The following is a 21,210-nucleotide window of genomic DNA, read 5'->3' as shown; positions in this document are numbered from 1 at the left end:
AACCCCGCAACCGGAGGAACAAAATTCCTGGTTAGAGGGGTTTTGGGCCGCTACGAGAAAAGCCCCTCTATCGAGGAGCTTAACGAGACTGAAAAATACGCTCAGCAGAGCGCCTTACTCAGACTCGGTCGGAGCGCAGGCCGCGCCGATGATGCCAAGCGCAGCTAGCAGGCCGAGGCCACCGGCAGCGTACTGAGCTTCGCGCGGGATGTTGCGGGTTATCGACTCAATCTGCTTCCGGGCAGGCTCAAAGCCCGGGATGTTGAACTGTGTGTTGGCAAACCCAAGGAAGGCTAACGGGATGGCGAGGGCTGCGGGGATGGCGAGACCGAGGACAGTCGGTAGGCAGTGCTCGCCGGCAGAAGAACCGGTTCGGCTAGCAGGCTTGCTGTCTACCTTGACGGTTTCGGAGGTACCGTCGGTGTACTTCACAACGAGGTTGCCCGCAGCGTCGGTGGTCACGGATGTGATGCCGCGACCGTCTTTGCCATCTCGACCGTCCGTTCCGTCCTTACCGTCTTCGCCGTTGCGTCCTGGGGCGCCGTTATCGCCATCGTGGCCCGGCTCGCCTTGGTCGCCCTTCGGACCGGCCAGGAGACCGAGGTTGTCGGTTGTGCCGTCGGTGTAGGTGATGATTACCTCGCCCTTGTCGTTCGTGGTCACGGATTCGATACCGCGGCCGTCCTTGCCATCAGCGCCGTCTTTACCGTCCTTACCGTCGGTACCATCCTGGCCATCAACGCCGTCAGCGCCGTCTCTACCTGGCTTGCCATCGGCGCCGACGACCTTGCCAGTGTCCTCAGTGGTGCCGTCGGTATAGGTGATGATGAGGTGGCCGTTGTCATCAACGGTGACGGACTTGATGCCGCGGGCTTCCTCCGCCGGGTCCGGCTCCTCAGCAGGGTCGCAGTCCTTGAGCTCGTCCGCAGAGCGCTTCACCGTCGCAAGGCTAAAGCCCACCTTGACCGGGTCATGGTCGGAGGAGCGGTAGGGGTTATCAGCCTCAAAGACATCGCCGCCGGTGTAGTTGCGGCGGGAGTATTCCATGGCAATCGGCTCATCGGAGTTGATGTTCCAGGTCTGCGCGGCCTGCGCGTCGACGTACTCGTTAGCCAAGATGTGGTCCAGGGAACCGAGGCGGCCGGAGAACTGGTAGGAGGCCACGTCCTGCCAGTCCTCTTGCGCATTGAGCTCTTCCACCGGGATGGTGTAGCCGGCGTTGCGGAAGACAGAGATGGCATCTTCCTTGGAGTAAGCGTTCAAATCACCCATGACGAAGGTGGCCTTCTTCTGCCACTGCGGCTGCTTGGCCAGCCCATCGAGGACGGCCTGGGCGTGGGCATTGCGCACGTTCGGGTTGTTGCCCTGGCCGTCGCCGGTATCGGCATCACCGTTGGCCACCGAGCCCTTGGATTTGAAATGGTTGGTCACCACCACGAAAGAATCGGGGCCTTCAGCAGCGCACCTATCGGAAACCGACTGGAACTCCGCGGCGAGCGGGGTACGGGCGGTGCCCTTAAAGCGCTCATCCTCCAGCAGCGTTGCCTCACCCACCGGCTTAACACGGTCCTTCTTGTAGATCATGGCGGTGCGGATGACATCCGTATCGGCCGACGCGTTCGCCGGGGCCTTGACGTAATCCCACTTCTCAGAACCCGCGCGGGAGTTGAGCTCACCCACGAGGTACTTCACGGCATCGTCGTAGGAGCCACCCACGGTGTTCGCGGCGTTCTCAATCTCCGACAGGCCAATGACATCGGCATCAAGGCCCTCCAGCGCAGTGAGGATCTTGCCCTTCTGGTCGTTGAACGCGGACTCGGACCACGCACCGCGGAAGGTGGGGCTATCAGAGCCAACACCGTTGCCAAAACGGTCCTTGTAGGATTTTGCGCCGTTGTCCTCGCCCAGGTTGATGAAGAAGTTGAGCACGTTGAACGCCGCCACGGTGTAATCGCCATCCACTTGCGGGGCATCCGGGCGGGCCGGGTCCCACGTAATTGGCAGGTCCGCGGTCGCGGAGTCACCCGTAATCATCGTGGTGGGCTGGAAACGCCACTGGTCGTGACCGTAACCCAGGATGACACCGGAGTCCGCGAACTCCACCTGGTTGGTGGTGCGGATCGTCTTGACCTCCGAACCGTTCTGCATGATGTAGGGCAGCTTCGTGGATGCACCATCGCGGGAGAAGTCGCGCGTGGAGCCGTCGTCCAAGATGACGTACTTCGCCGCGTTAGCGGCCTCCATGTCCTTCTGTTCCTGGGTGCCTGGGGAGACGATGTCCGTGGGCTGACGCAGTGCCTCGGTGCCCGGCGCTAGACCGAGCTCGCCGTAGCGGTTGAGACCATAGTTATCGGTCACGGTGTGCACGCCGGGCTTGAGCAGCATGGACTCGAGCTTCTCTCGCTCTTCATCGCCTTCCGGTAGGGCATCGATGGCCAGCGGGGTGATGGGGGAGAGGGCGTCGTCAAGCGTGGAGCCGGTGCTCAGGGCAACCTGGGTTTGTCCAAAGTACTCATCAACGGTGCCGGTGACCTCGACGGACTCCCCAATTTCTGGGTAGAAGCCGGTGCCACCGGTGTAGACGAAGACCGCTTCGGAGGCCTCGGTCGGCGCGGTCTTTCCCGTGCCCGGGGACTGGATGGTGAAGCCGTTGAGGGATTTCTCGCCCTGCCACACCGCGGTGACAACGCCTTGGGTAGTGACGTTCTGGCCCTTGAACGGGGACTCCGCGCCGGTGCCCTGGATCTCCGGGATGGTGACGGCCGCGCCCGGCTCGGCCGGAGCTGGGTCCGGTTGCGGGGCGGCCCCGCCGGCAGACTTCGGCGTCGGCGCTGCAGCGCTCAAGTCCGCGGCGTTGTCGTCGGTGTCGGTGCCCTTGGCGTCGCGCTGCGCAGAGGTGGAGTTGTTTAGGGCTTGGGCAGGGGAGCCCTCGCTTAGCGACGCCTCCCCGTACCCCACGAGGTCTACCTCGGCACCGGAGGCGTCGTAAATCTTCACCGAGCCCTTGGAGCCGGACAAGTTCAGGTTCCCTTCTGCATCAGGAGCAGGCAGCGGTTCACCGTTGCTGCCGCCACCTTCCTGGATGAGGAAGTAGCCCCCGGCCGGGATGGAGCCGGACAGCTCGTGCTTTCCGCCTGAGTTGCCAGAAGCGGATAGGTACTCCACGGACCAGCCAGTGAGGTCGAGGTCAGCCGAGGTGGGGTTATAAAGCTCGATGAAATCGTGGTTAAACGCGGCACCCTTGTTGCCGCCGCCACCGTAGACCTCAGAGATAACGGCGTTGGAGCCGTCCACCGCCGCACTGGCCTGGGGGACAACAATGCAGGTAGAGACAAGGGCAGCGATGGCGAGTGAGCCAATGCGTTTGAAATGCATGAGAGGTTCCTTGGATAGGTGAGAACAGGACAATGCATCTCGTTCTACCCGGGTTTCGGGGCGCGCGATACCGGAGCGCTTTACGTGAGCTGGGGGTTAAGGTGGGATTCCCCAAGAATTCCTCAGCCGTTTGGTTTGAATTCATCACCCCCCAAGATTCCGAATCTTTCTCGCCGGCGGGATAGACTGGCGGGGCACCTATACTCACGCACAGTAAGGCAAAATTTTCATGGCTCGTGTAGTTGTCAATGTCATGCCCAAGGCCGAGATTTTGGACCCGCAAGGTCAGGCCGTCGTTCGCGCGCTGGGCCGCCTGGGGGTTGCTGGTGTCAGCGACGTGCGCCAGGGCAAGCGCTTTGAGATTGAAGTTGATGATTCGGTCAGCGCCGAGGAGCTGGAGAAGGTGGCTTCCACTCTGCTGGCCAACACCGTGATCGAGGATTACGAGGTCATCCAGTAATGAAGATCGGCGTTATTACCTTCCCTGGCACGCTTGACGACGTCGACGCGGCCCGCGCCGCCCGCACCGCCGGCGCCGAAGTCGTGTCCCTGTGGCATGCGGATGAGGACCTGCGAGGAGTGGACGCCGTCGTTGTCCCCGGTGGCTTTTCCTACGGTGACTACCTGCGCTCCGGCGCAATTTCGGCGCTGGCCCCGGTGATGCGCGCGGTCGTCGATGCCGCGAATAAGGGCATGCCGGTGCTCGGCATCTGCAATGGCTTCCAGATTCTGACGGAGGCCGGCCTGCTGCCCGGCGCCCTGACTCGCAACCAGGGCCTGCATTTCCACTGTGTGGATACCTACCTCGAGGTGGAGAACGCACAGACCTCCTGGACCAGCGAGTTTGAGCAGGGTCAGCGAATCCTGATTCCGGCGAAGCACGGCGAGGGCCGCTTCCAGGCGGATGCGGAGACCGTGGAGCGCCTGGAGGGCGAGGGCCGCGTGGTCTTCCGCTATACCGATAACTTCAACGGCTCCATCAATGGCATTGCCGGCATCACCAACGAGGCCGGCAACGTGGTGGGGCTGATGCCGCACCCGGAGCATGCCATCGATCTTCTCACCGGCCCGTCCACCGACGGTCTGGGTTTGTTTGTGTCCGCCCTCAAGGTCGTCGCTTAACCCGCGCCGACGGTTAAAGGAGAAACAATGACCGTACACAACGACACTGTCGAGCAGGCGGCCTCGCAGCCTGAGCTGGACCAGCCCTACCGCGAATTGGGCCTGAAGGATGACGAATACGCGCACATTCGCGAGATCCTGGGCCGCCGCCCGACCGACGCCGAGCTGACTATGTACTCCGTGATGTGGTCGGAGCACTGCTCTTATAAGTCCTCCAAGACGCACCTGCGCTACTTCGGCGAAACCATGACCGAGGAGATGGGCTCCAAGATCCTCGCCGGCATCGGTGAGAACGCCGGCGTGGTGGACATCGGAGACGGCAACGCGGTGACCTTCCGCGTGGAAAGCCACAACCACCCCTCCTACGTGGAGCCGCACCAGGGTGCCGCGACGGGCGTGGGTGGCATCGTCCGCGACATCATGGCGATGGGCGCTCGCCCGATTGCCGTGATGGACCAGCTGCGCTTCGGCCCGGCTGATGCGCCCGACACCAAGCGCGTTTTGCCTGGCGTTGTCGGAGGTATTTCGCACTACGGCAACTGCTTGGGTCTGCCCAACATTGGTGGCGAAACTGTTTTTGATGAGTCCTATGCCGGCAACCCGCTGGTCAACGCGTTGTGCGTGGGCACGCTGAAGGTGGACGACCTCAAGCTGGCCTTCGCCTCCGGTACCGGCAACAAGGTCATGCTCTTCGGCTCGCGCACCGGCCTCGATGGCATCGGAGGCGTGTCCGTGTTGGCCTCTGACACCTTCGAGGACGGCGCGGAGCGCAAGCTGCCAGCCGTTCAGGTGGGTGACCCGTTCGCGGAGAAGGTCCTCATCGAGTGCTGCCTGGAGCTGTACAAGTCCGGCATCGTCGTGGGCATCCAGGACTTGGGCGGCGCGGGCCTGGCCTGCGCTACCTCCGAGCTGGCCGCCGCCGGCGATGGCGGCATGGAGATCAACCTGGACAACGTCCCGCTGCGTGCGAAGAACATGACCGCCGCAGAGATTCTTGCTTCCGAGTCTCAGGAGCGCATGTGCGCCGTGGTGACCCCGGAGAACGTGGAGAAGTTCAAGGAGATCTGCGCGCGTTGGGATGTCACCTGCGCCGAGATCGGTGAGGTCACCACTGGCAAGCACCTCATCATTCGCCACCAGGGCGAGGTCGTCGTGGATGCCCCGGCCGGCACCATCGCGGACGAGGCCCCGGTCTACGACCGCCCCTATGCTCGCCCGGAGTGGCAGGATGCGCTGCAGGAGTTCAAGGGCGTGGAGAAGCAGGACCTCACCGTAGCACTGAAGAAGCTTGTGGCCTCCCCGGCGCTGTGCTCGCGTGATTTCATCACCGAGCAGTATGACCGCTACGTGCGTGGCAATACCGTGCAGTCCCACCACGCGAACGCTGGTGTGCTGCGCATCGACGAGGAGACCGGCCGCGGTATCGCGGTATCGGCCGATGCTTCTGGGCGCTACACCAAGCTGGATCCGAACATGGGTACCCGCCTGGCGTTGGCGGAGGCCTACCGCAACGTCGCCGTGACCGGTGCCCGACCGGTCGCCATCACCAACTGTCTCAACTATGGCTCCCCGGAAAACCCGGACGTGATGTGGCAGTTCCGCGAGTCCGTGCATGGGCTTGCTGACGGTGCCGTGGAACTCGGCATCCCCGTGTCCGGCGGCAACGTCTCCTTCTACAACCAGACCGGCGAGGAGCCGATCTTGCCGACGCCCGTCGTGGGCGTCCTGGGCGTTATCGATGACGTCCACAAGTCCATCGGCAACGAGCTTGGCCTCGTGGAGGAGCCGGAGGTTCTCGTGCTCCTGGGTGAGACCAAGGATGAGTTCGGCGGTTCCATCTGGCAGCAGGTGAGCGCTCACGAGCAGGGCCATGAGGCGAAGAACGGGCTCAACGGCCTGCCCCCGCAGGTGGACCTGGCTAATGAGCAGCGCCTCGCGGACTTCTTCGTGGGTAACGAGGGCTTAACTGCAGCTCACGACCTCTCTGAGGGCGGCCTTGCTGTCACCGCATTCGAGATGGCTAAGCGCAGCGGCGTGGGCCTGAGCCTGGACCTGCCCAAGGTTCACGAGGATGCCTTTGTGGCCGCCTTCTCTGAGTCCGCCTCCCGCGTGCTCGTAGCAACGACCGCTGACCGCGTCGACATGCTGCTGCAGCGCGCCGAGGAGTGCGGCGTTCCGGCCGTCGTCGTGGGCCAGACCACCGACAACGGTGAGCTGGAGCTCGGCGGCGAGTCCATCGCTGTCTCCGAGCTGCGCGAGGCCTGGGCAGCAACCCTGCCGGACCTCTTCGGCCACGCGGTGGGTGCCAACTCCGTCGTGGAGTAGACCACACATACAACACTGCAACCGGGCAGGGTTCTCGCTTATGCGAGGCCTTGCCCGGTACCTTTTTATCCCTTTATATCTTTTATATCTTCGTCATTTGATGAGCTCAGAGGTAGTCATTAATCCACCAAGACTGGCCGAGGTGAAGATTGTGAGCATGCCGCGAGCCGTGAGGCGATAGCTTTCTAGGAACCAACTAATTAAGCACCGATGGTGCGGGCGATGGTCTGGTCCCAGCTCAGCTTCATCGTTCTAGGGAAGTTGCTGTCAACTGGCTCGCAGGACTCACCATATTCACTTGGGTCCGTAGCTCTCAAAGTACGAGAAGAGCCTAAAGCGTTTCTTCGTCCCAATTGCTGTGAATACCGATACTGGCTTTTTCAACAAGTGGATTGGTGAGGAAGTGCTCGTCTAGTAAAGCCACTACTTTGTTGGGCCAGGTTGATCCGGGAGAGACGGTCCTCAGTAAATGCGCCATGATAATCAAAGCACCAAATAGCCTTTCACTTTGATTCTCTGGCAGGAGGTATAGGTTCCCATTGTTACGGATCACTTCAGTAGGAGCCGGAGCAAAAGAACGATTCCAGAGCCTACCGTGGTGCGCGCAGGTATTCCGAATAACAGTTAGCTGCTCGAGCCAACTCGCCAGCGGATGTTTCTTCGTAAGTCTTTGTTTCTGATTCCTATTCAAACTGGAGAAGTTGATCTTTATTTTCAGCGCTTCCGAAATCGATCGCTGATCGTTGGATCCCAAGCCTGCATAGAGCTTTGAAATGTCCGAAAAATCGAGCACTTCAGCCACAACCCACATGGGATACTGTCCACCGTATTGTTCAATGTAGTGCTTCACGGCGTCGTTCTTCTTTGCCCTCGCGAGTCGTCCATACGCTGTACTCAGCCACGACACGTGGTCAAAGTTTGACCGAAAGTCGTCTGAGCGGAGGTAGAAAGTAGGATCATTGGGGTGTCGAGCACACAGCAGTTCGACGAGCTTGGTTCGCATCGCTACTTCGATTCGCTCCATTCCGTCATGGATTAAGGTACGGAGTTTCCTATCGGCTTCATATAAGGAGACGACCTGTGCAAAGTCGGTACCATCGACGAAGTGGCTAGAACGACTAGTTCCGTCTTCATTGAATTGTCTGGCTGGATACCAATAGGCAGAAAGTCGGTAGTAGCTAACGTGTGAAAACCATTGTTCAGCTAAAGCTCTGTCGATTTTCATGCCACGGTTTTGCAGTCGAATAATATGCTCGTCAATGGTCGCTGCTGGCTTGAGCGATGAAGACATGGGAAGCCAATCTAGAGAGGGGACGAGTTGTTGTGGGGATCGGATCGGCGGAACGGTGCAAATAGAGATCCAGCCCACTCCGAGTTTCCGAAGAGAAACCGGGCGGGCTGAACTATTAACCAAAATTTTACCGTAGGACCTTGAAATGCGTCAATCCCATTTTTCAGGTAGACGTGCACGTTAAAGGTCTAGTTGTTCATCCGAGGCTCGGTGAAATGAGGGTGCATCGGGGAAATCGTCCGGGGTTGTGGCAGCGCTGGGAAATTGCGCCCGAAGTAAGGCAGCAACCTGCTACTGCTTAAGCGCCGATGGTGCGGGCGATGGTCTGGTCCCAACTCAGCTTCATCTGGTGGGAGAAGAGGTTGAAGGTGTGCGAACCCTGGGGGCTGAAGTAACGGTTCACGCGCACCCCGGCGTTGCGGGCGTTGCGGGTGAATTCCTCCGAGCACTGGTTGGCCACCATCTCTACCACGCGGGGGCCGAGCCACTGGGCCGGGTTGTTGGCGCCATCGATGGGGCCCGGGGTACCGGAGGCCGAGCCTACGAAGACTTCGACGTCGCGCAGGCGTCCGGGGTTGGCGTTGGGGTCGTGCTCGAACCACTGCGGGGAGCCCGGCAAGCCCCATGCATTGAAGGAGGAGCCGCCGCCGTAGGCGATCATTGCGGTGGAAGTGGGGAATCCAATCGCGCCGGAGCGTACCGGGCAGCCGGAGTAGGAAGCCGCGGCCTTGTAGCGCTGTGGGGCGTGGCCGGCGATGTCGAGTGCAGCGCCGCCGGTGGAGGAAATGCCGCCGATGGCGTCGCGGCCGGTGCCGTGGAATTCGGCGTCGATCAGCGGGGGCAACTCAGCGGTCATGTAGGTGTTCCACTTGTTGACACCCAGGATAGGATCCTCGGCATTCCAATCGGTGTAGAGAGAGTAAGCGCCGCCAAGCGGCATCACCACGTTGACGTTCTTGCCCACGGCCCAATGGCGGATATCGGAGTGCGTCATCCAGTTCATGCCGGCCTGGCCGCCCTCCACGCCGGGCAGCAAGTAGAAGGAGGGGCGCGGCTTATCGCCCTCGGGGAGCAAGACGTTATTAGAAATCACCGCACGGTTGGCCGGGGACCACACGTCCACCACCCAGTGGTTGCCACCCATGTGGCGCTTCGCGGTGATGAAAGGCTTGTCACCCAGCCAGGGCTGCGGGTTGGTCACGCGCGAGGAAACCTCACCGATGGTGCTGGATTGGGCGGAGGCGGAGCCAATGCCTGCCGACGCCGCCCCCAGTGCCACCATGGCAGCTGCGAACAGCGCCGCGGCGCGGCGAGAACGTGAGACATAGGAAAACATAACGAGTGTAGTTTACGTTGTTAACTCTGCCGAACTGCAAATATCGGCAGAAAACCTGGCGAAAACTTTCGCTCAACCCTTGTCCGCCGCAATGCTCGGCCGTATAGTTACGGGTACGTAAGTTTTGGGGGTGAATGCGTTATTCGCATGACCTGCATTTCAGATAAGGCAAGGGCCATCACTATGAACGCACCCAGTGCTCACATATCTTCCCCGCAAGATTCGCCAGTTGCAGAAAGCGCTATGCGCGATCACAGCACTATGGAGCAGCGCATTCAGCGCACCTACTGGATGGCGGACCGCGGCCCGCGCCCACTAACGCGTGGCTGGGGGCACTTCTTCGCGGCCATTGCCTCCCTGATCGCATCGACGGTTTTGATTACCTTTGCGTGGATGACGCTGCCGTGGTGGCAGGGGCTAGCGGTGACGGTTTATGGCGTCGGCGTGGTTGGTCTCTTTACGGTCTCGGCGTTGTACCACCGCTGGCCGTGGGTATCTATGCGCGCGGTGCAGTGGTGGCGGCGTGCTGATCACGCAACGATTTCGGTGTTCATTGCGGCGACCTACACGCCGCTGTGCGCCATCGTGCTGGACCCGACGCAGGCGCTATGGATGCTGGCTGCTGCGTGGGTGGGCGCCATCATGGGTGTTGTCTTGAACTTGGTGTGGATTAATCACCCACGGTGGCTGGACGTGGTGGTCTATCTCGTGTTGGGCTGGCTCATCCTGCCTCTGTTGCCGAATCTGTGGCAATCCGCTGGACCGGCCGTGGTGTGGCTGCTGTTCGCAGGTGGGGTGGTCTACTCGTTGGGTGCGTTGATGTACGGCTTTAAGTGGCCGGGGCGCAACGCGCGCTGGTATGGCTACCACGAACACTTTCACACCGCGACGATTGCCGCGGCGGTGGTGCACATGGTAGCCATCTGGATGGTTGTTGCGGGCTAGCCGAACGCGAGGGGGATAGCTTTATGGGCGCTATGGAAGGAGCCTATTCGGAGTTGGTGAGGTCCTCAGCGAGCGGGTACTCGACGACGAGGCCCTGGCAGAGTACACGTGCGTTAGGGTTGCCATCCCACGTGGGGTTGAAACCAACAGCGTGCAGCGCTTCGACGAGTAGCTCGCCAACGGCCACAGGTGTGCTGAGCTCGGCATCGGTTTTCATCGTGCCGAAACCGAAGAAGAGGTCTCCGGTATGGATCAGCCTGTCGACGTCCTGCATGTGGCAATAAACATATCCTGCGGCACCGTCTTCTTCCGCCATTTCGGCGCCGCACTCAGCGCCGTCGGAGGCGTCCCACCCCTCGTCAAAGCTGAAAGCTAGGTTGCGCTGTCGCAGTTCACCCCGAAGGGTGTCGAGGCGCTGTGCGTCTGCGGACTTCTCTGTGACCTTATGTGCGTACTCAGCGGCAACTTCGTCGATGATGGCATCGAAGTCTTCCGGGAAGGGATCCGTGCGCACTGTCGTCCACTCGGAAGGATCGTCGAGAAGCTCAATGAAGTCATTGTGAATGTCCTGGCGTGAATGGCCGTGGCACAGATGAAGCGAGATGTCGTTGCGGAGGGTGCCGGAAACCAAGAGGTCATCGGAAGGCGGGAAGGAACTGGAGAACATGGCGTGTGAGGTAGTCATGCTTGTGGATGTTAAATGCGTGATACTGCGCGTGACTGAAAAACAGGGAGGGCACCCCGCCAGGTGGCGGAAGTGCCCTCAGCATGCGTGGAGTGGCTAGACGTGGAGCGGATCCACACCGGCCTCGGTGAGCATCGGGATGTTGTGGACCTCAGGCGGGACGCCGAAGGCATCCACGAGAACGACGGACCACGGTGCCAGCGAATCAACAAGGTCGTTGATGGCGGCGCGGGCAGCCTTGATGCGGCCAGCCGGGATCAGGTTGTGCTCCTGGTACCAGCCCGCGTGCTGAACCAAGGTGTCGAAGACGAAGAGGTGGCGCAGCTGCTCAAAGACCTGGCGCGCCAGCGAACCTTCCTCAAGACGCTCCTCTGCCTCAATCATGGCCTGGACCAACAAAGTATCCACACGAGCCCAGCCGGCGGCGATGAGGTGATCCTGGCACTGGTCAACGATGGCAGCAGCCTGCACCTTATCGGCCTTGCGGGCCGGCTGGATGCGGCGCACGAGGGAGAAGAGGATGGACTGGGCGCGGTCGTCGATCAGCTTGGCCTGGTAGGTGGCGTCGAAAAGCGAAGCCTCAGAGGGATTCACGCGGTCCACCAGGCTTTGCAGACGGGTGGTGAAACCGTAGCGGCGACGAACCACATCGGTGGCGGTGGAGGCTGCGTACTTCACGGTGTCCCACGGGCTCATGTCATTCATCGCGCGGCCATAAGCGGTGAGCAGGTTCTTGCCCACCATCTGAATGAGCACCGTGTTATCACCCTCGAAGGTCGCGAAGACATCGGAATCGGCGCGGTAGGTGGTCAGGCGGTTCTCTGACATATAGCCGGCGCCGCCGCAGGCCTCGCGGCATTCCTGAATGGTGCGTGTAGCGTGCTGGGTCTGTGCAGTCTTGATGGCTGCGGCCAGAGACTCCATCTCGCGAGAGGCGAATTTCTGCTCTTCGGTCGGTTCCGTCACAGACCAGGTGCCAGCCTCGTGCTGATCGTTTTGCTCCTGGTAGCGCTCCAGAATCTGGTTGTAGAGCAGGTGCAGTGCGTACGTACGGGCCAGCGGAATGAGTAGGCGGCGGCGGTGCTGACGGTGCTCGATGAGGCGCTTTTCCGCGCCGGTGGCGCCTTCGAACTGGCGGCGGCGGTTGGCGTAGCGAATCGCAATGTCCAGGGATGCCTCGGTGGCGGCACCCGCTGCGCCGGATACGCCGATGCGGCCGCGGATGAGAGTGCCCAGCATGGTGAAGAAGCGAGCATTCTTGGACTCGATGGGGGAGGAGTACTTGCCGTTCTCGTCCACATCGGCGAAGCGGTTGAGCAGGTTTTCGCGCGGCACGCGGACGTTGTCGAAGCGCAGGGTGCCATTATCGACGCCTACCAAACCACCCTTGTGGCCATGATCGCCCAAGGTAACGCCTGGCAGCTCCTTGCCTTCTTCATCGCGGATGGGGACGATGATGGCGTGGACGCCGTGGGAGCGGCCGTCGCTATCCGGGGTGATGAGCTGGGTGAAGACGACGGCCGCGCGGCCATCCTTGGCGGCGTTACCGATGTAGTTCTTCACCGCGGAATCGGAGGGGGTGTTGATGATGAACTCATCGGTATCCGGGTCGAAGGTGGCGGTGGTCTCGAGGGATTGCACATCGGAACCATGGCCGCGCTCAGTCATGGCGAAACAGCCCGGCAACTCCAGGCTGGCGGCCTTCTCAACCCACTTGAGGTGGCGCTCGGTGCCTAGCTGATCCAGCGCTCCACCCCACAGGCCCCACTGCACACCGGACTTAATCGCCAGCGAACCGTCGACCCACGCCAAGCCCTCGAGGGTGAAGGTGGAGAGATTTGGCTTGCCGGCACCGCCGTTGGCGCGGCGCAGGCCGTGGTTGAATCCGCCGAAGTCACGAACCTTGGAGAGGTTCTCAAAGGTGTGTAGGCGCTGCTCCGCCATGGGCAGATCCGGGTTCGGGAAGAGCGAAGGATCGTTGAGGAAGGTGCGCAGCTCCTGGCGGAAGGCGGCGTGGGGGCCGTCGAGAAGCGCGGCAAGCTCGGTGGCGACGGAAGGCTTGGGGGTGGTGGGCAGGCGGTGTGGGCTGCGGGCCTCGGCCTTGGGGGCGTCGGTGGAGGCCTGGTTGTTGAGCTCTGGGGAGACGGGTTTCTTGTCCGAGGAGGACTTGGTGAGTGCCATGGTGGGGTCCTTTCTGGGAGGGAAGTTTTTAGCGCTCGACGATGGCCGCGACACCCTGGCCGCCGGCGGCGCAGATGGAAATGAGGGCGCGTCCGCCGCCGTTTTCTTCAAGAATCTTGGCGGTGGTGGCGAGGATGCGGGTGCCGGTGGCGGCGAAGGGGTGGCCGGCAGCAAGGGAAGAGCCCTTGACGTTGAGCTTGGCGCGGTCGATGGGGCCCAGCGCGGACTGCAGGCCGAGGCGCTCGCGGCAGTAGGTTTCGTCCTCCCACGCAGACAGGGTGGCGAGTACCTGGGAGGCGAAGGCTTCGTGGATCTCGTAGAAATCGAAATCCTGCAGGCTCAGATTGTTGCGCTCCAGCAGGCGAGGAACCGCGTAGGTAGGGGCCATGAGTAGGCCATCTGGGCCGTGGACAAAGTCGACGGCCGCGGTTTCGGAATCCACCAGGAAGGCGCGGGGCTCGATGTTGTGCTCAGCCGCCCACTCTTCAGAGCTGAGGAGAGCGACGGAGGCGCCGTCGGTCAGCGGCGTGGAGTTGCCTGCTGTCATCGTCGCCTGTGTGCCGTGCTGCTCGGCATCGCGTTTACCAAAGACCGGCTTGAGCTTGGCTAGGGACTCCAGGGAGGAATCCGGACGCAGGTTGGTATCGCGATTGACGCCGAGGAAGCCGGTGGTGAGGTCATCGAAGAAACCCTCCTCCCAGGCCTTGTGGAGGTTCTGGTGGGAGGCGAGTGCCAGCTCGTCCTGGGCTTCGCGGCTGACGTTCATCTCGCGGGCGGTGATGGCGGCGTGGTCACCCATGGAGAGATCGGTGCGGGGTTCGCCGTTCTGCGGCTGTTCCGGGGCCAGCTGCGACGGGCGGATGGAGCCGATGAGCTGGGCGCGCTGCGCGGCCGTCTTGGCGCGGGTGAGATTGAGTAGTGTGCGGCGCAGCGTGTCATTGACAGCCAGCGGGGCATCCGAGGTGGTGTCCGTGCCTCCTGCGATGCCGGCGGAGATCCGGCCTTGGGCAATGGCATCACCGACATGGATAGCTGCCGCAAGAGAAGTGCAGCAGGCCTGCTGCATATCGAGTGCTGGGGTGGTCGAGTCGAGCGCGGAACCGAGGACCGACTCGCGGGTCAGATTGAAATCGCGGGAGTGCTTGAGCACAGCGCCGGCGGCGACGAGGCCGAGGCGTTCGTCGTGAAGCCCGTAACGTGCGACGAGTCCATCCAGCGCACTGGTGAGCATGTCTTGGTTGGACGCGTGGGCGTACTGCTTATTGGAGCGAGCAAAGGGAATGCGGTTACCGCCGAGGATGGCTACGCGGTGCGGGGGGTTGGTCATTGAAAACTCCTTCGCGAGTGGTCTGGTGCGAATCGTCCCAGCGGGAGGGGGGAGCAACCCGACTGTTCATTTCGCGTCACAACTAAAGTGATATTGTTAGTTCTATCACTCAATTAACTAACCTTGCAACCAGCTCAACAAAGCTCGCAAGGTTGTGAAGAATCGAGAAAGGAACATGCCAGCCTATGTCGAACGTCACATTTGCTGAGAAGCTCATCAACTCACCGCTCGCCGCCAAAGCAGGAGTACCCCAAGGCCACCCCCTGCGTCGCCACAAGGCTGGGGAACCAGCGCTCGATGGCCCCATCGTCATTGGCGGCCAGGGGCGCATCGCTGAGTTTCTGAGTTCCCAGCTAGCCGTGGACTACCAGGTCATCAATGCTTCCGCGGAGGCGAAGCGCGCCGCCCTCGTCTTCGACGCCACCGGCCTGGACACCCCCGAAAAGCTGCGCGAGCTCTATGATTTCTTCAACCCGCAGATGCGCAACCTCCTGCCGTGCGCGCGCTTGGTGGTCGTCGGCACCACCCCGGAAGCTGCGGACACTATCGACGCCCGCATTGCCGCCCGTGCCCTCGAAGGGTTCACCCGTTCCCTGGCCAAGGAAATGCGCAAGGGCGGCACCGTAAACCTGGTCTGGGCAGACCCCGCTGCCACCACAGAGGTGGAGTCCACGCTCCGCTTCTTCCTTTCTGGGAAGTCGGCCTTCGTGGACGGGCAGGTTGTGCGCGTCAGCGCTCAGGGACACGATTCCCCGGCATCCAATGGCGAAGCGCAGAACTGGGAGCAGCCCCTTGACGGGCGGTTGGCGGTGGTGACCGGTGCGGCCCGCGGCATTGGCGCCACCATTGCTGAGGTGCTGGCGCGTGATGGTGCGAGCGTTATCTGCATCGACGTCCCGCAGGCCAGCGAGCATCTGGCAAAGACGGCGAACAAGGTCAAGGGTACCGCGCTGCCTCTTGACGTCACCGACCCCCAGGCCGCCGACAAGATTGCCCAGCACGCGCAGGAGCGCCACGGCCGAGCCATCGACGTCATCGTCCACAACGCCGGTATTACCCGCGACAAGCTTATGGCCAATATGAATGAAGGCCAGTGGGATGCTGTCCTGGCCGTTAACCTTCTGGCGCCGGTGCGCATCACCGAAAACCTCCTGGAGTCTGGCTCCCTCGCGCCGGGTGCCGCAGTGATTGGTGTGTCCTCCATGGCGGGTATTTCCGGCAATCGCGGCCAGACGAATTACGCCACCACTAAGGCCGGAATCATTGGGCTGGTCGACGCCCTGCGTCCCGTCCTCGCTGAGAACGGCTCCACCATCAACGCCGTGGCGCCGGGCTTTATTGAAACCGCCATGACCGCGGCGATGCCGACCGGCCCGCGCGAGATCGGCCGCCGCCTGAACTCACTGCAGCAAGGTGGCTTGCCTGTCGACGTCGCCGAGACCGTCGCCTTCTTCGCCTCGCCGGCCTCCGCCGCGGTGAGCGGCAACACCGTCCGCGTTTGCGGCCAGAACCTCATGGGAGCCTAAATGAACGTCACCACACTCAACGAGATTCCAGATCTTCCTGCGCTCTATCGCAAACTCACGGTGGGCGCGGTGCCCATCCCCGGGCTGGGGGCAGGCAAGCGCAAGGTCGACGACCCACAGACTGCTTACCGGGTCGCGGGAGTGCGCGTAGACACCGAGCACCTGGCTCGCTACTGCCAAGCCACGGGCCTGCGCCTGGGCAACGAGCTGCCCGCTACTTATCTGTACGCGCTGGCCTTCCCGCTCGCCATCAAGGTGATGGCCGCTCCGGATTTTCCTTTCCCCGCTGTGGGCGTGGTGCACCTGTCCAACCGCATTGAGCAGACACGCCCGCTGCGCGTCGACGAGCGCTATGACATCGCCGTGCATGCGGAAAACCTGCGCCCACACCGCAAAGGCTTGGTCATCGATATGGTGACCACCTACAGCGTGGGCGGCGAGGAGATCTGGCGCCAGACATCAGTCTTCCTAGGCCAGGGTGCGAAATTCACCAAGGACACCCCGCGGCAAGTGAGAACCCGCCCAGAAGCCGAGCGTTTCCTCGACTTCCCCGGCGACGAGGTGGGGACCCCTACGGCAACGCTGCGCTTTAGCGCCGAGAGCACTCGCGTCTATGCGGCGGCGTCTGGTGATAAGAACCCCATCCACGTCTCCGCCGTGGGTGCCAAACTCTTCGGTTTCCCCGCGCCCATTGCGCATGGCATGTACACGCACGCCCGTATGCTGTCGGTGCTTGACGGCACCCTTCCGGGTGCTGTTCGCATCAGCGCGGACTTCTACAAGCCGGTCATTCTTCCGGCGACCACGGGTGTCTACGTGGCCCCAGGCGGCGAAACGGACGGCGGTGGTAAAAACCGTACTCTTACGTTGCGCAAGGCCAAGGACCCCAGCTCACTCCACGTGGTGTGCAGGGTTGAGCCGCTGGATTAGCAATTAATCCACGTGCTGGTGCTTCGGTGCCACCACCAGTGGCTTCGGGGAGTACTTGCCGCGCAGTCCGCGGAGGATGCCGGCGTGCTCCCAGAGGCGCTTGTCCTCCTCGGTGCGGGGAGTGAACTGGCGGGCGGCTAGTGGCTGCCAGTCAGCATCCATCGCCATGTAGGAGACTGTGGCGTGGATGGCGGTCTCCAGTTTTTCGCGGCCGCCGCGCGGGTTGCCCGAGCGCACGTGGACGGACATCTGCATCGAGCGGGTATCCGTGCGCATCATACGGGCATCCACCTCGATGAGGTCTCCAATATGAATCGGACGGTAGAAGCGAATACCACCGGCATAGACCGCAACGGTGTGCTCGCCCGACCATTCCATGGTGCAGGCAGCGCCCGCCTCATCAATCCATTCCATCGCCGTTCCGCCGTGGACGTTGCCGCCCCAGTTGACGTCGGTGGGCTTGGCCAAGAAGCGGTTGACCATGCGGGGAGCGTCGGACGGGCCGTCATAAGTCTGCTTTTCCATCTCCGCTTCGATGGCTTTGCGCAGCTCGATGCGGGATTCCGCGGCCTCCCATACGCGCTGGTGCTCAGTGGAGTCCGGAATCAGCGGCGGAACAGCCACCGACTTCCCGGTTTCGGTATCTTTGGCTACGAAGATGACGAGGCAGTCGCACGCGCGGGTAAAGATGCCATCGCGCGGGTCTGCGGAGAGCACCTCGTTGACGATGTGCATGGAGGACCGCCCCGTCATCGCGATGCGCGAGCGCACCTCCACCAAGTGGCCCGAAGGGATTGGGCGCGTGAAGTGGATGTGGCCCACGTAGGCAGTCACGCAGTAGGTGCCCGACCACTGGACCGCACACGCATAGGCAGCCTTATCGATCCACTCCAAAACACGCCCGCCGCCGATGCCTTGGGCGCCGGCGATGGTGAGATCTGTCGGGGCGGCCATAAACCGCAGCGTGATGGAGGGGGACTTCCCGGTCGGGACAGGCTTCTTTTCTTCCGAGGAGCTTGGTGGCATGGTTGGTGACATGGATAACAAAGTATCAGGGAGCGTGCGTAGCGTATGAAGAAGGCTGTTGATGCCGCAACCACCCGTGCCGCTGTCGAAGCAGTGGAGGAGTGGATTCGTGACCCTGAAGGGGTGGAAAAGCCAGGTCGCCCGGCTCTTGCGAAAGCCACTCGGACCACAGCCCGCCTGTTAGAGGCGGACGCGCCGGGCCACTCCGTGGAACTGCGGGTCCCCCCATTCGTGGCAGTGCAGTGTATTGACGGGCCCCGGCACACCCGGGGCACCCCTCCGAATGTGGTGGAGACGGATCCCCAGACATGGTTGCAGCTGGCCACGGGCGTCCTGGACTGGGAGCAGGCGCTTCACGACGGCCGCGTGGACGCCTCCGGCTCCCGCTCTCACGAGATCGCTGGCTGCCTGCCCGTGATTCCGTTAGTTTTCACTGGCCGGAACAGCTAGGATTAGCGCCGTGGTAGCTGAACACGTCCAGAGCATGACTAAGCCCCTGTCTACGGATCCCAGCCTGGATCCGGAGCCCCGCGAAGAGTGCGGAGTCTTCGGTGTTTGGGCACCAGGAGAAGAGGTTTCCAAGTTAACCTACTTCGGACTTTTCGCCCTCCAGCACCGCGGCCAAGAGGCCGCCGGCATCGCGGTCGGGGATGATGACCGCATTGTTGTCTTCAAAGACATGGGCCTAGTCTCCAATGTTTTTGATGAATCCATCCTCACCTCACTGCACGGAAACGTGGCCGTCGGTCACACGCGTTATTCCACTGCGGGTGGCAAGGAATGGTCGAATGTGCAGCCGATGTTTGGGACGTCGCCCAGCGGCGTCGATATCGCGCTTGGTCACAACGGCAACCTGGTGAACTACCAGGAGCTGCGCGCCGAGGCCGTGGAACGCGGGCTCATCAAGCCGCAGGAAGAGTCCGTCTCGGACTCCATGTGTCTGTCCATCTTGCTGGCTGATGGCGTGAGCGAAGACAGAAGCGTGTTCGATTCCGCTCTGCAGCTCTTGCCCACTGTGAAAGGTGCGTACTGCCTGACCTTTACGGACGGGCACACCCTCTACGCCGCCCGCGACCCGCATGGCGTGCGCCCGCTAGCCCTCGGACGGCTTAACACCGGCTGGGTGGTTGCTAGCGAAACCTGTGCGCTCGACATCGTGGGCGCGCAGTTCATCCGGGAAATCGAACCGGGCGAACTCGTCGCTATCGATGAGACCGGCATCCGCTCCGAGCGCTTCGCGGAAACACAGCGCCACGGCTGTGTCTTCGAATATGTCTATCTGGCTCGGCCAGATACGAATATCAAGGGCCGCTCCGTCAACGCCACGCGCGTGGAAATTGGGCGGCGCCTAGCACGCCAGTACCCGGCACCCGATGCGGACATGGTGATCCCCGTTCCTGAGTCCGGCAACCCGGCCGCCGTGGGGTATGCCCGCGAATCCGGGCTGACCTTTGCGCATGGCTTGGTGAAGAACTCCTATGTGGGGCGCACCTTCATCCAGCCCACACAGTCTCAACGCCAGATGGGCATTCGCCTCAAGCTCAATCCGCTGCGGGAGGTTATCGAAGGCAAGTCGATCGTGGTGGTGGATGATTCGATTGTGCGTGGTAACACGCAGCGCGCACTGATTCGGATGCTGCGGGAAGCCGGCGCTGCCGAAGTCCACGTGCGCATTGCCTCCCCGCCGGTGAAGTGGCCATGCTTCTACGGCATTGACTTTGCCTCCCCAGGCGAGCTCATTGCCAACGCCAACCCCTCCGATGATCCGGAAGAGGTAGCACAGACCATTTGCACCGCGATTGGTGCTGATTCGCTGGGGTTTGTCTCCATCGATGAGATGGTGGCGGCCACCGAGCAGCCCCGCAGCGAACTGTGCTGCGCATGCTTCGACGGTAAATACCCACTTGGACTGCCCGCCGGAAACCCCAATGCTGAGGCCGTGCGCACCCTGCAGGGCTCGACGACAAACTAAGGAATAAGGACTAAGTCACTCATGAGCGAGAACACGTATGCTGCCGCCGGCGTCAACATTGAGGAAGGCGACCGCGCAGTAGAGCTAATTACCCCCCACGCTAAGCGCGCCACCCGCCCCGAGGTGATGGGTGGGCTCGGCGGCTTCGCCGGCCTATTCAAGCTGGGGAACTACAAGGAACCGGTCCTCGCAGCTGGCTCTGATGGCGTGGGCACCAAGCTGGCCGTGGCCCAGGCCATGGACAAGCACGACACCATCGGCATCGACCTTGTCGCCATGTGCGTGGATGACCTTGTCGTGTGCGGCGCCGAGCCGCTTTTCCTGCAGGACTACATCGCGGTGGGCGAGGTTGTGCCGGAAAAGGTAGCGGAGATTGTGAAGGGCATTGCTGAGGGCTGCGTCCAGGCTGGTGCTGCCCTCCTCGGCGGCGAGACTGCGGAGCACCCAGGTGTGATGGGCAAGGACGAATACGACGTCTCCGCCACCGCTGTTGGCGTGGTGGAGGCTGATGAGCTCCTCGGCCCGGACAAGGTACGCGACGGCGACGTGCTTATCGCGATGAAGTCCTCCGGCCTGCATTCCAACGGCTACTCCCTGGCGCGCTACGTGCTCCTAGAGCAGGCGGGTCTGCCGCTCGACGGCTACATGGAAGATCTCGGCCGCACCCTCGGGGAGGAGCTGCTGGAGCCAACTCGCATCTACGCCAAGGACTGCCTGGCCCTGGTATCTGAGTGCGCGGTGTCCACCTTCTGCCACGTCACCGGCGGCGGCCTCGCCGGCAACCTGGAGCGTGTCATCCCGGAGGGCCTGACCGCTGAGGTGAGCCGCTCGACGTGGACTCCGGGCCAGATCTTCAAGACCATTTCCTCGGTGGGCAAGGTTGCGCTCGAAGAGATGGAGAAGACCTTCAACATGGGCGTCGGCATGATCGCCGTCGTTGCGCCGGAGGATCGCGAGCGCGCACTGGCCATGATGACTGCCCGCCACGTTGAAGCATGGGAGTTGGGTACCGTCCGCGTTGCCGAAGAAGGCGAGCCGCGCGTTCTTATGACGGGGGAGCACCCAGGGTTCTAGGTCCTAGGCGCGGAACCTGGGAAAGGAACAGGGCCGGCAGTTTCCTCCTCTTATTGAGGGGGAAGCTTGCCGGCCCTTTGCTTACGTGCTGTGCA

16 protein-coding genes are annotated in these 21,210 nt (G+C 62.1%); 9 read left to right on the top strand and 7 right to left on the bottom strand.

Translation table 11 applies throughout. From position 1 onward, the window contains the following. Positions 1-114: 114 nt before the first annotated feature. Positions 115-3,375 (bottom strand): ExeM/NucH family extracellular endonuclease, encoded by a 3,261-nt coding sequence (locus HMPREF2537_RS00885; RefSeq protein WP_246820174.1) that lies wholly within the window; start codon positions 3,373-3,375, stop codon positions 115-117. A gap of 229 nt (positions 3,376-3,604) precedes the next feature. Here HMPREF2537_RS00885 and purS point away from each other — a divergent pair, with 229 nt between their 5' ends. Genes purS through purL form a run of 3 tightly spaced genes read left to right on the top strand, consistent with a single transcriptional unit; the run spans position 3,605 to position 6,822 of the window. Then, positions 3,605-3,835, top strand: a complete 231-nt coding sequence (gene purS / locus HMPREF2537_RS00880) for a phosphoribosylformylglycinamidine synthase subunit PurS (RefSeq protein WP_039676532.1) — start codon at positions 3,605-3,607, stop codon at positions 3,833-3,835. Next, entirely contained in the window at positions 3,835-4,497 is a 663-nt protein-coding gene (purQ, locus tag HMPREF2537_RS00875) for a phosphoribosylformylglycinamidine synthase subunit PurQ (protein ID WP_070522890.1), read from the top strand. Before purS ends, purQ begins: the two co-directional genes overlap by 1 nt. A gap of 27 nt (positions 4,498-4,524) precedes the next feature. Beyond that, complete coding sequence (gene purL / locus HMPREF2537_RS00870) at positions 4,525-6,822, top strand: phosphoribosylformylglycinamidine synthase subunit PurL (RefSeq protein ID WP_070524798.1); 2,298 nt, start codon at positions 4,525-4,527, stop codon at positions 6,820-6,822. Positions 6,823-7,153: 331 nt separating this feature from the next. Here purL and HMPREF2537_RS00865 read toward each other — a convergent pair whose 3' ends face one another. Continuing rightward, a complete protein-coding gene (locus HMPREF2537_RS00865) occupies positions 7,154-8,113 on the bottom strand; it encodes an Abi family protein (protein WP_070524796.1) in 960 nt (319 codons plus the stop codon). Between the two features lie 298 nt (positions 8,114-8,411). After that, positions 8,412-9,449, bottom strand: coding sequence for an alpha/beta hydrolase (locus HMPREF2537_RS00860; protein ID WP_070524794.1), 1,038 nt, complete (start codon positions 9,447-9,449; stop codon positions 8,412-8,414). A gap of 243 nt (positions 9,450-9,692) precedes the next feature. On the opposite strand from HMPREF2537_RS00860, the gene HMPREF2537_RS00855 reads away from it, so the two are divergent. Next, entirely contained in the window at positions 9,693-10,394 is a 702-nt protein-coding gene (locus HMPREF2537_RS00855) for a PAQR family membrane homeostasis protein TrhA (RefSeq protein ID WP_070524792.1), read from the top strand. A gap of 43 nt (positions 10,395-10,437) precedes the next feature. Here HMPREF2537_RS00855 and HMPREF2537_RS00850 read toward each other — a convergent pair whose 3' ends face one another. From HMPREF2537_RS00850 to HMPREF2537_RS00840, 3 genes are all read right to left on the bottom strand, one after another. Then, positions 10,438-11,079 (bottom strand): DUF6891 domain-containing protein, encoded by a 642-nt coding sequence (locus tag HMPREF2537_RS00850; protein ID WP_070524791.1) that lies wholly within the window; start codon positions 11,077-11,079, stop codon positions 10,438-10,440. A gap of 96 nt (positions 11,080-11,175) precedes the next feature. Further along, a complete protein-coding gene (locus HMPREF2537_RS00845) occupies positions 11,176-13,260 on the bottom strand; it encodes an acyl-CoA dehydrogenase family protein (protein WP_070524789.1) in 2,085 nt (694 codons plus the stop codon). Positions 13,261-13,288: 28 nt separating this feature from the next. Next, positions 13,289-14,587, bottom strand: a complete 1,299-nt coding sequence (locus HMPREF2537_RS00840) for an acetyl-CoA C-acetyltransferase (protein WP_070524787.1) — start codon at positions 14,585-14,587, stop codon at positions 13,289-13,291. Between the two features lie 185 nt (positions 14,588-14,772). Between HMPREF2537_RS00840 and HMPREF2537_RS00835 the strand changes: the two genes are divergently transcribed. Both HMPREF2537_RS00835 and HMPREF2537_RS00830 read left to right on the top strand, forming a co-directional pair. After that, entirely contained in the window at positions 14,773-16,113 is a 1,341-nt protein-coding gene (locus HMPREF2537_RS00835) for a 3-oxoacyl-ACP reductase (RefSeq protein ID WP_070524785.1), read from the top strand. After that, positions 16,114-17,043: a MaoC/PaaZ C-terminal domain-containing protein gene (locus HMPREF2537_RS00830; protein WP_070524784.1), complete on the top strand. Its 930-nt coding sequence runs from the start codon at positions 16,114-16,116 to the stop codon at positions 17,041-17,043. It begins immediately after the preceding gene. A 3-nt stretch (positions 17,044-17,046) separates the two neighbouring features. Here the strand turns inward: HMPREF2537_RS00830 and HMPREF2537_RS00825 are convergent, their stop codons facing one another. Further along, on the bottom strand, positions 17,047-18,081 hold the full coding sequence (locus tag HMPREF2537_RS00825) for an acyl-CoA thioesterase (RefSeq protein WP_070524782.1): 1,035 nt from the start codon (positions 18,079-18,081) through the stop codon (positions 17,047-17,049). Positions 18,082-18,114: 33 nt separating this feature from the next. Here HMPREF2537_RS00825 and HMPREF2537_RS00820 point away from each other — a divergent pair, with 33 nt between their 5' ends. Genes HMPREF2537_RS00820 through purM form a run of 3 tightly spaced genes read left to right on the top strand, consistent with a single transcriptional unit; the run spans position 18,115 to position 21,115 of the window. Beyond that, a complete protein-coding gene (locus HMPREF2537_RS00820; protein ID WP_070524780.1) occupies positions 18,115-18,519 on the top strand; it encodes a sterol carrier family protein in 405 nt (134 codons plus the stop codon). A 34-nt stretch (positions 18,520-18,553) separates the two neighbouring features. Further along, on the top strand, positions 18,554-20,041 hold the full coding sequence (gene purF / locus HMPREF2537_RS00815) for an amidophosphoribosyltransferase (protein WP_210383599.1): 1,488 nt from the start codon (positions 18,554-18,556) through the stop codon (positions 20,039-20,041). A 21-nt stretch (positions 20,042-20,062) separates the two neighbouring features. Beyond that, positions 20,063-21,115: a phosphoribosylformylglycinamidine cyclo-ligase gene (purM, locus tag HMPREF2537_RS00810; RefSeq protein ID WP_070524776.1), complete on the top strand. Its 1,053-nt coding sequence runs from the start codon at positions 20,063-20,065 to the stop codon at positions 21,113-21,115. Positions 21,116-21,210 lie beyond the last annotated feature (95 nt).

This window comes from Corynebacterium sp. HMSC074E01 (genome assembly GCF_001808885.1).
Classification (GTDB): domain Bacteria; phylum Actinomycetota; class Actinomycetes; order Mycobacteriales; family Mycobacteriaceae; genus Corynebacterium.
The sequence above is the reverse complement of the archived record's forward strand: the minus strand, read 5'-3'. Positions and strand labels throughout refer to the sequence as shown.

Coding starts and splice junctions, on each gene's coding strand:
- HMPREF2537_RS00845 (WP_070524789.1), bottom strand. CDS start 13,260: ATGGCACTCACCAAGTCCTCCTCGGACAAGAAACCCGTCTCCCCAGAG.
- purQ (WP_070522890.1), top strand. CDS start 3,835: ATGAAGATCGGCGTTATTACCTTCCCTGGCACGCTTGACGACGTCGAC.
- HMPREF2537_RS00830 (WP_070524784.1), top strand. CDS start 16,114: ATGAACGTCACCACACTCAACGAGATTCCAGATCTTCCTGCGCTCTAT.
- purL (WP_070524798.1), top strand. CDS start 4,525: ATGACCGTACACAACGACACTGTCGAGCAGGCGGCCTCGCAGCCTGAG.
- HMPREF2537_RS00855 (WP_070524792.1), top strand. CDS start 9,693: ATGCGCGATCACAGCACTATGGAGCAGCGCATTCAGCGCACCTACTGG.
- HMPREF2537_RS00825 (WP_070524782.1), bottom strand. CDS start 18,081: ATGTCACCAACCATGCCACCAAGCTCCTCGGAAGAAAAGAAGCCTGTC.
- HMPREF2537_RS00865 (WP_070524796.1), bottom strand. CDS start 8,113: ATGTCTTCATCGCTCAAGCCAGCAGCGACCATTGACGAGCATATTATT.
- HMPREF2537_RS00820 (WP_070524780.1), top strand. CDS start 18,115: ATGAAGAAGGCTGTTGATGCCGCAACCACCCGTGCCGCTGTCGAAGCA.
- HMPREF2537_RS00840 (WP_070524787.1), bottom strand. CDS start 14,587: ATGACCAACCCCCCGCACCGCGTAGCCATCCTCGGCGGTAACCGCATT.
- purS (WP_039676532.1), top strand. CDS start 3,605: ATGGCTCGTGTAGTTGTCAATGTCATGCCCAAGGCCGAGATTTTGGAC.
- purM (WP_070524776.1), top strand. CDS start 20,063: ATGAGCGAGAACACGTATGCTGCCGCCGGCGTCAACATTGAGGAAGGC.
- HMPREF2537_RS00850 (WP_070524791.1), bottom strand. CDS start 11,079: ATGACTACCTCACACGCCATGTTCTCCAGTTCCTTCCCGCCTTCCGAT.
- HMPREF2537_RS00835 (WP_070524785.1), top strand. CDS start 14,773: ATGTCGAACGTCACATTTGCTGAGAAGCTCATCAACTCACCGCTCGCC.
- HMPREF2537_RS00860 (WP_070524794.1), bottom strand. CDS start 9,449: ATGTTTTCCTATGTCTCACGTTCTCGCCGCGCCGCGGCGCTGTTCGCA.
- purF (WP_210383599.1), top strand. CDS start 18,554: ATGACTAAGCCCCTGTCTACGGATCCCAGCCTGGATCCGGAGCCCCGC.
- HMPREF2537_RS00885 (WP_246820174.1), bottom strand. CDS start 3,375: ATGCATTTCAAACGCATTGGCTCACTCGCCATCGCTGCCCTTGTCTCT.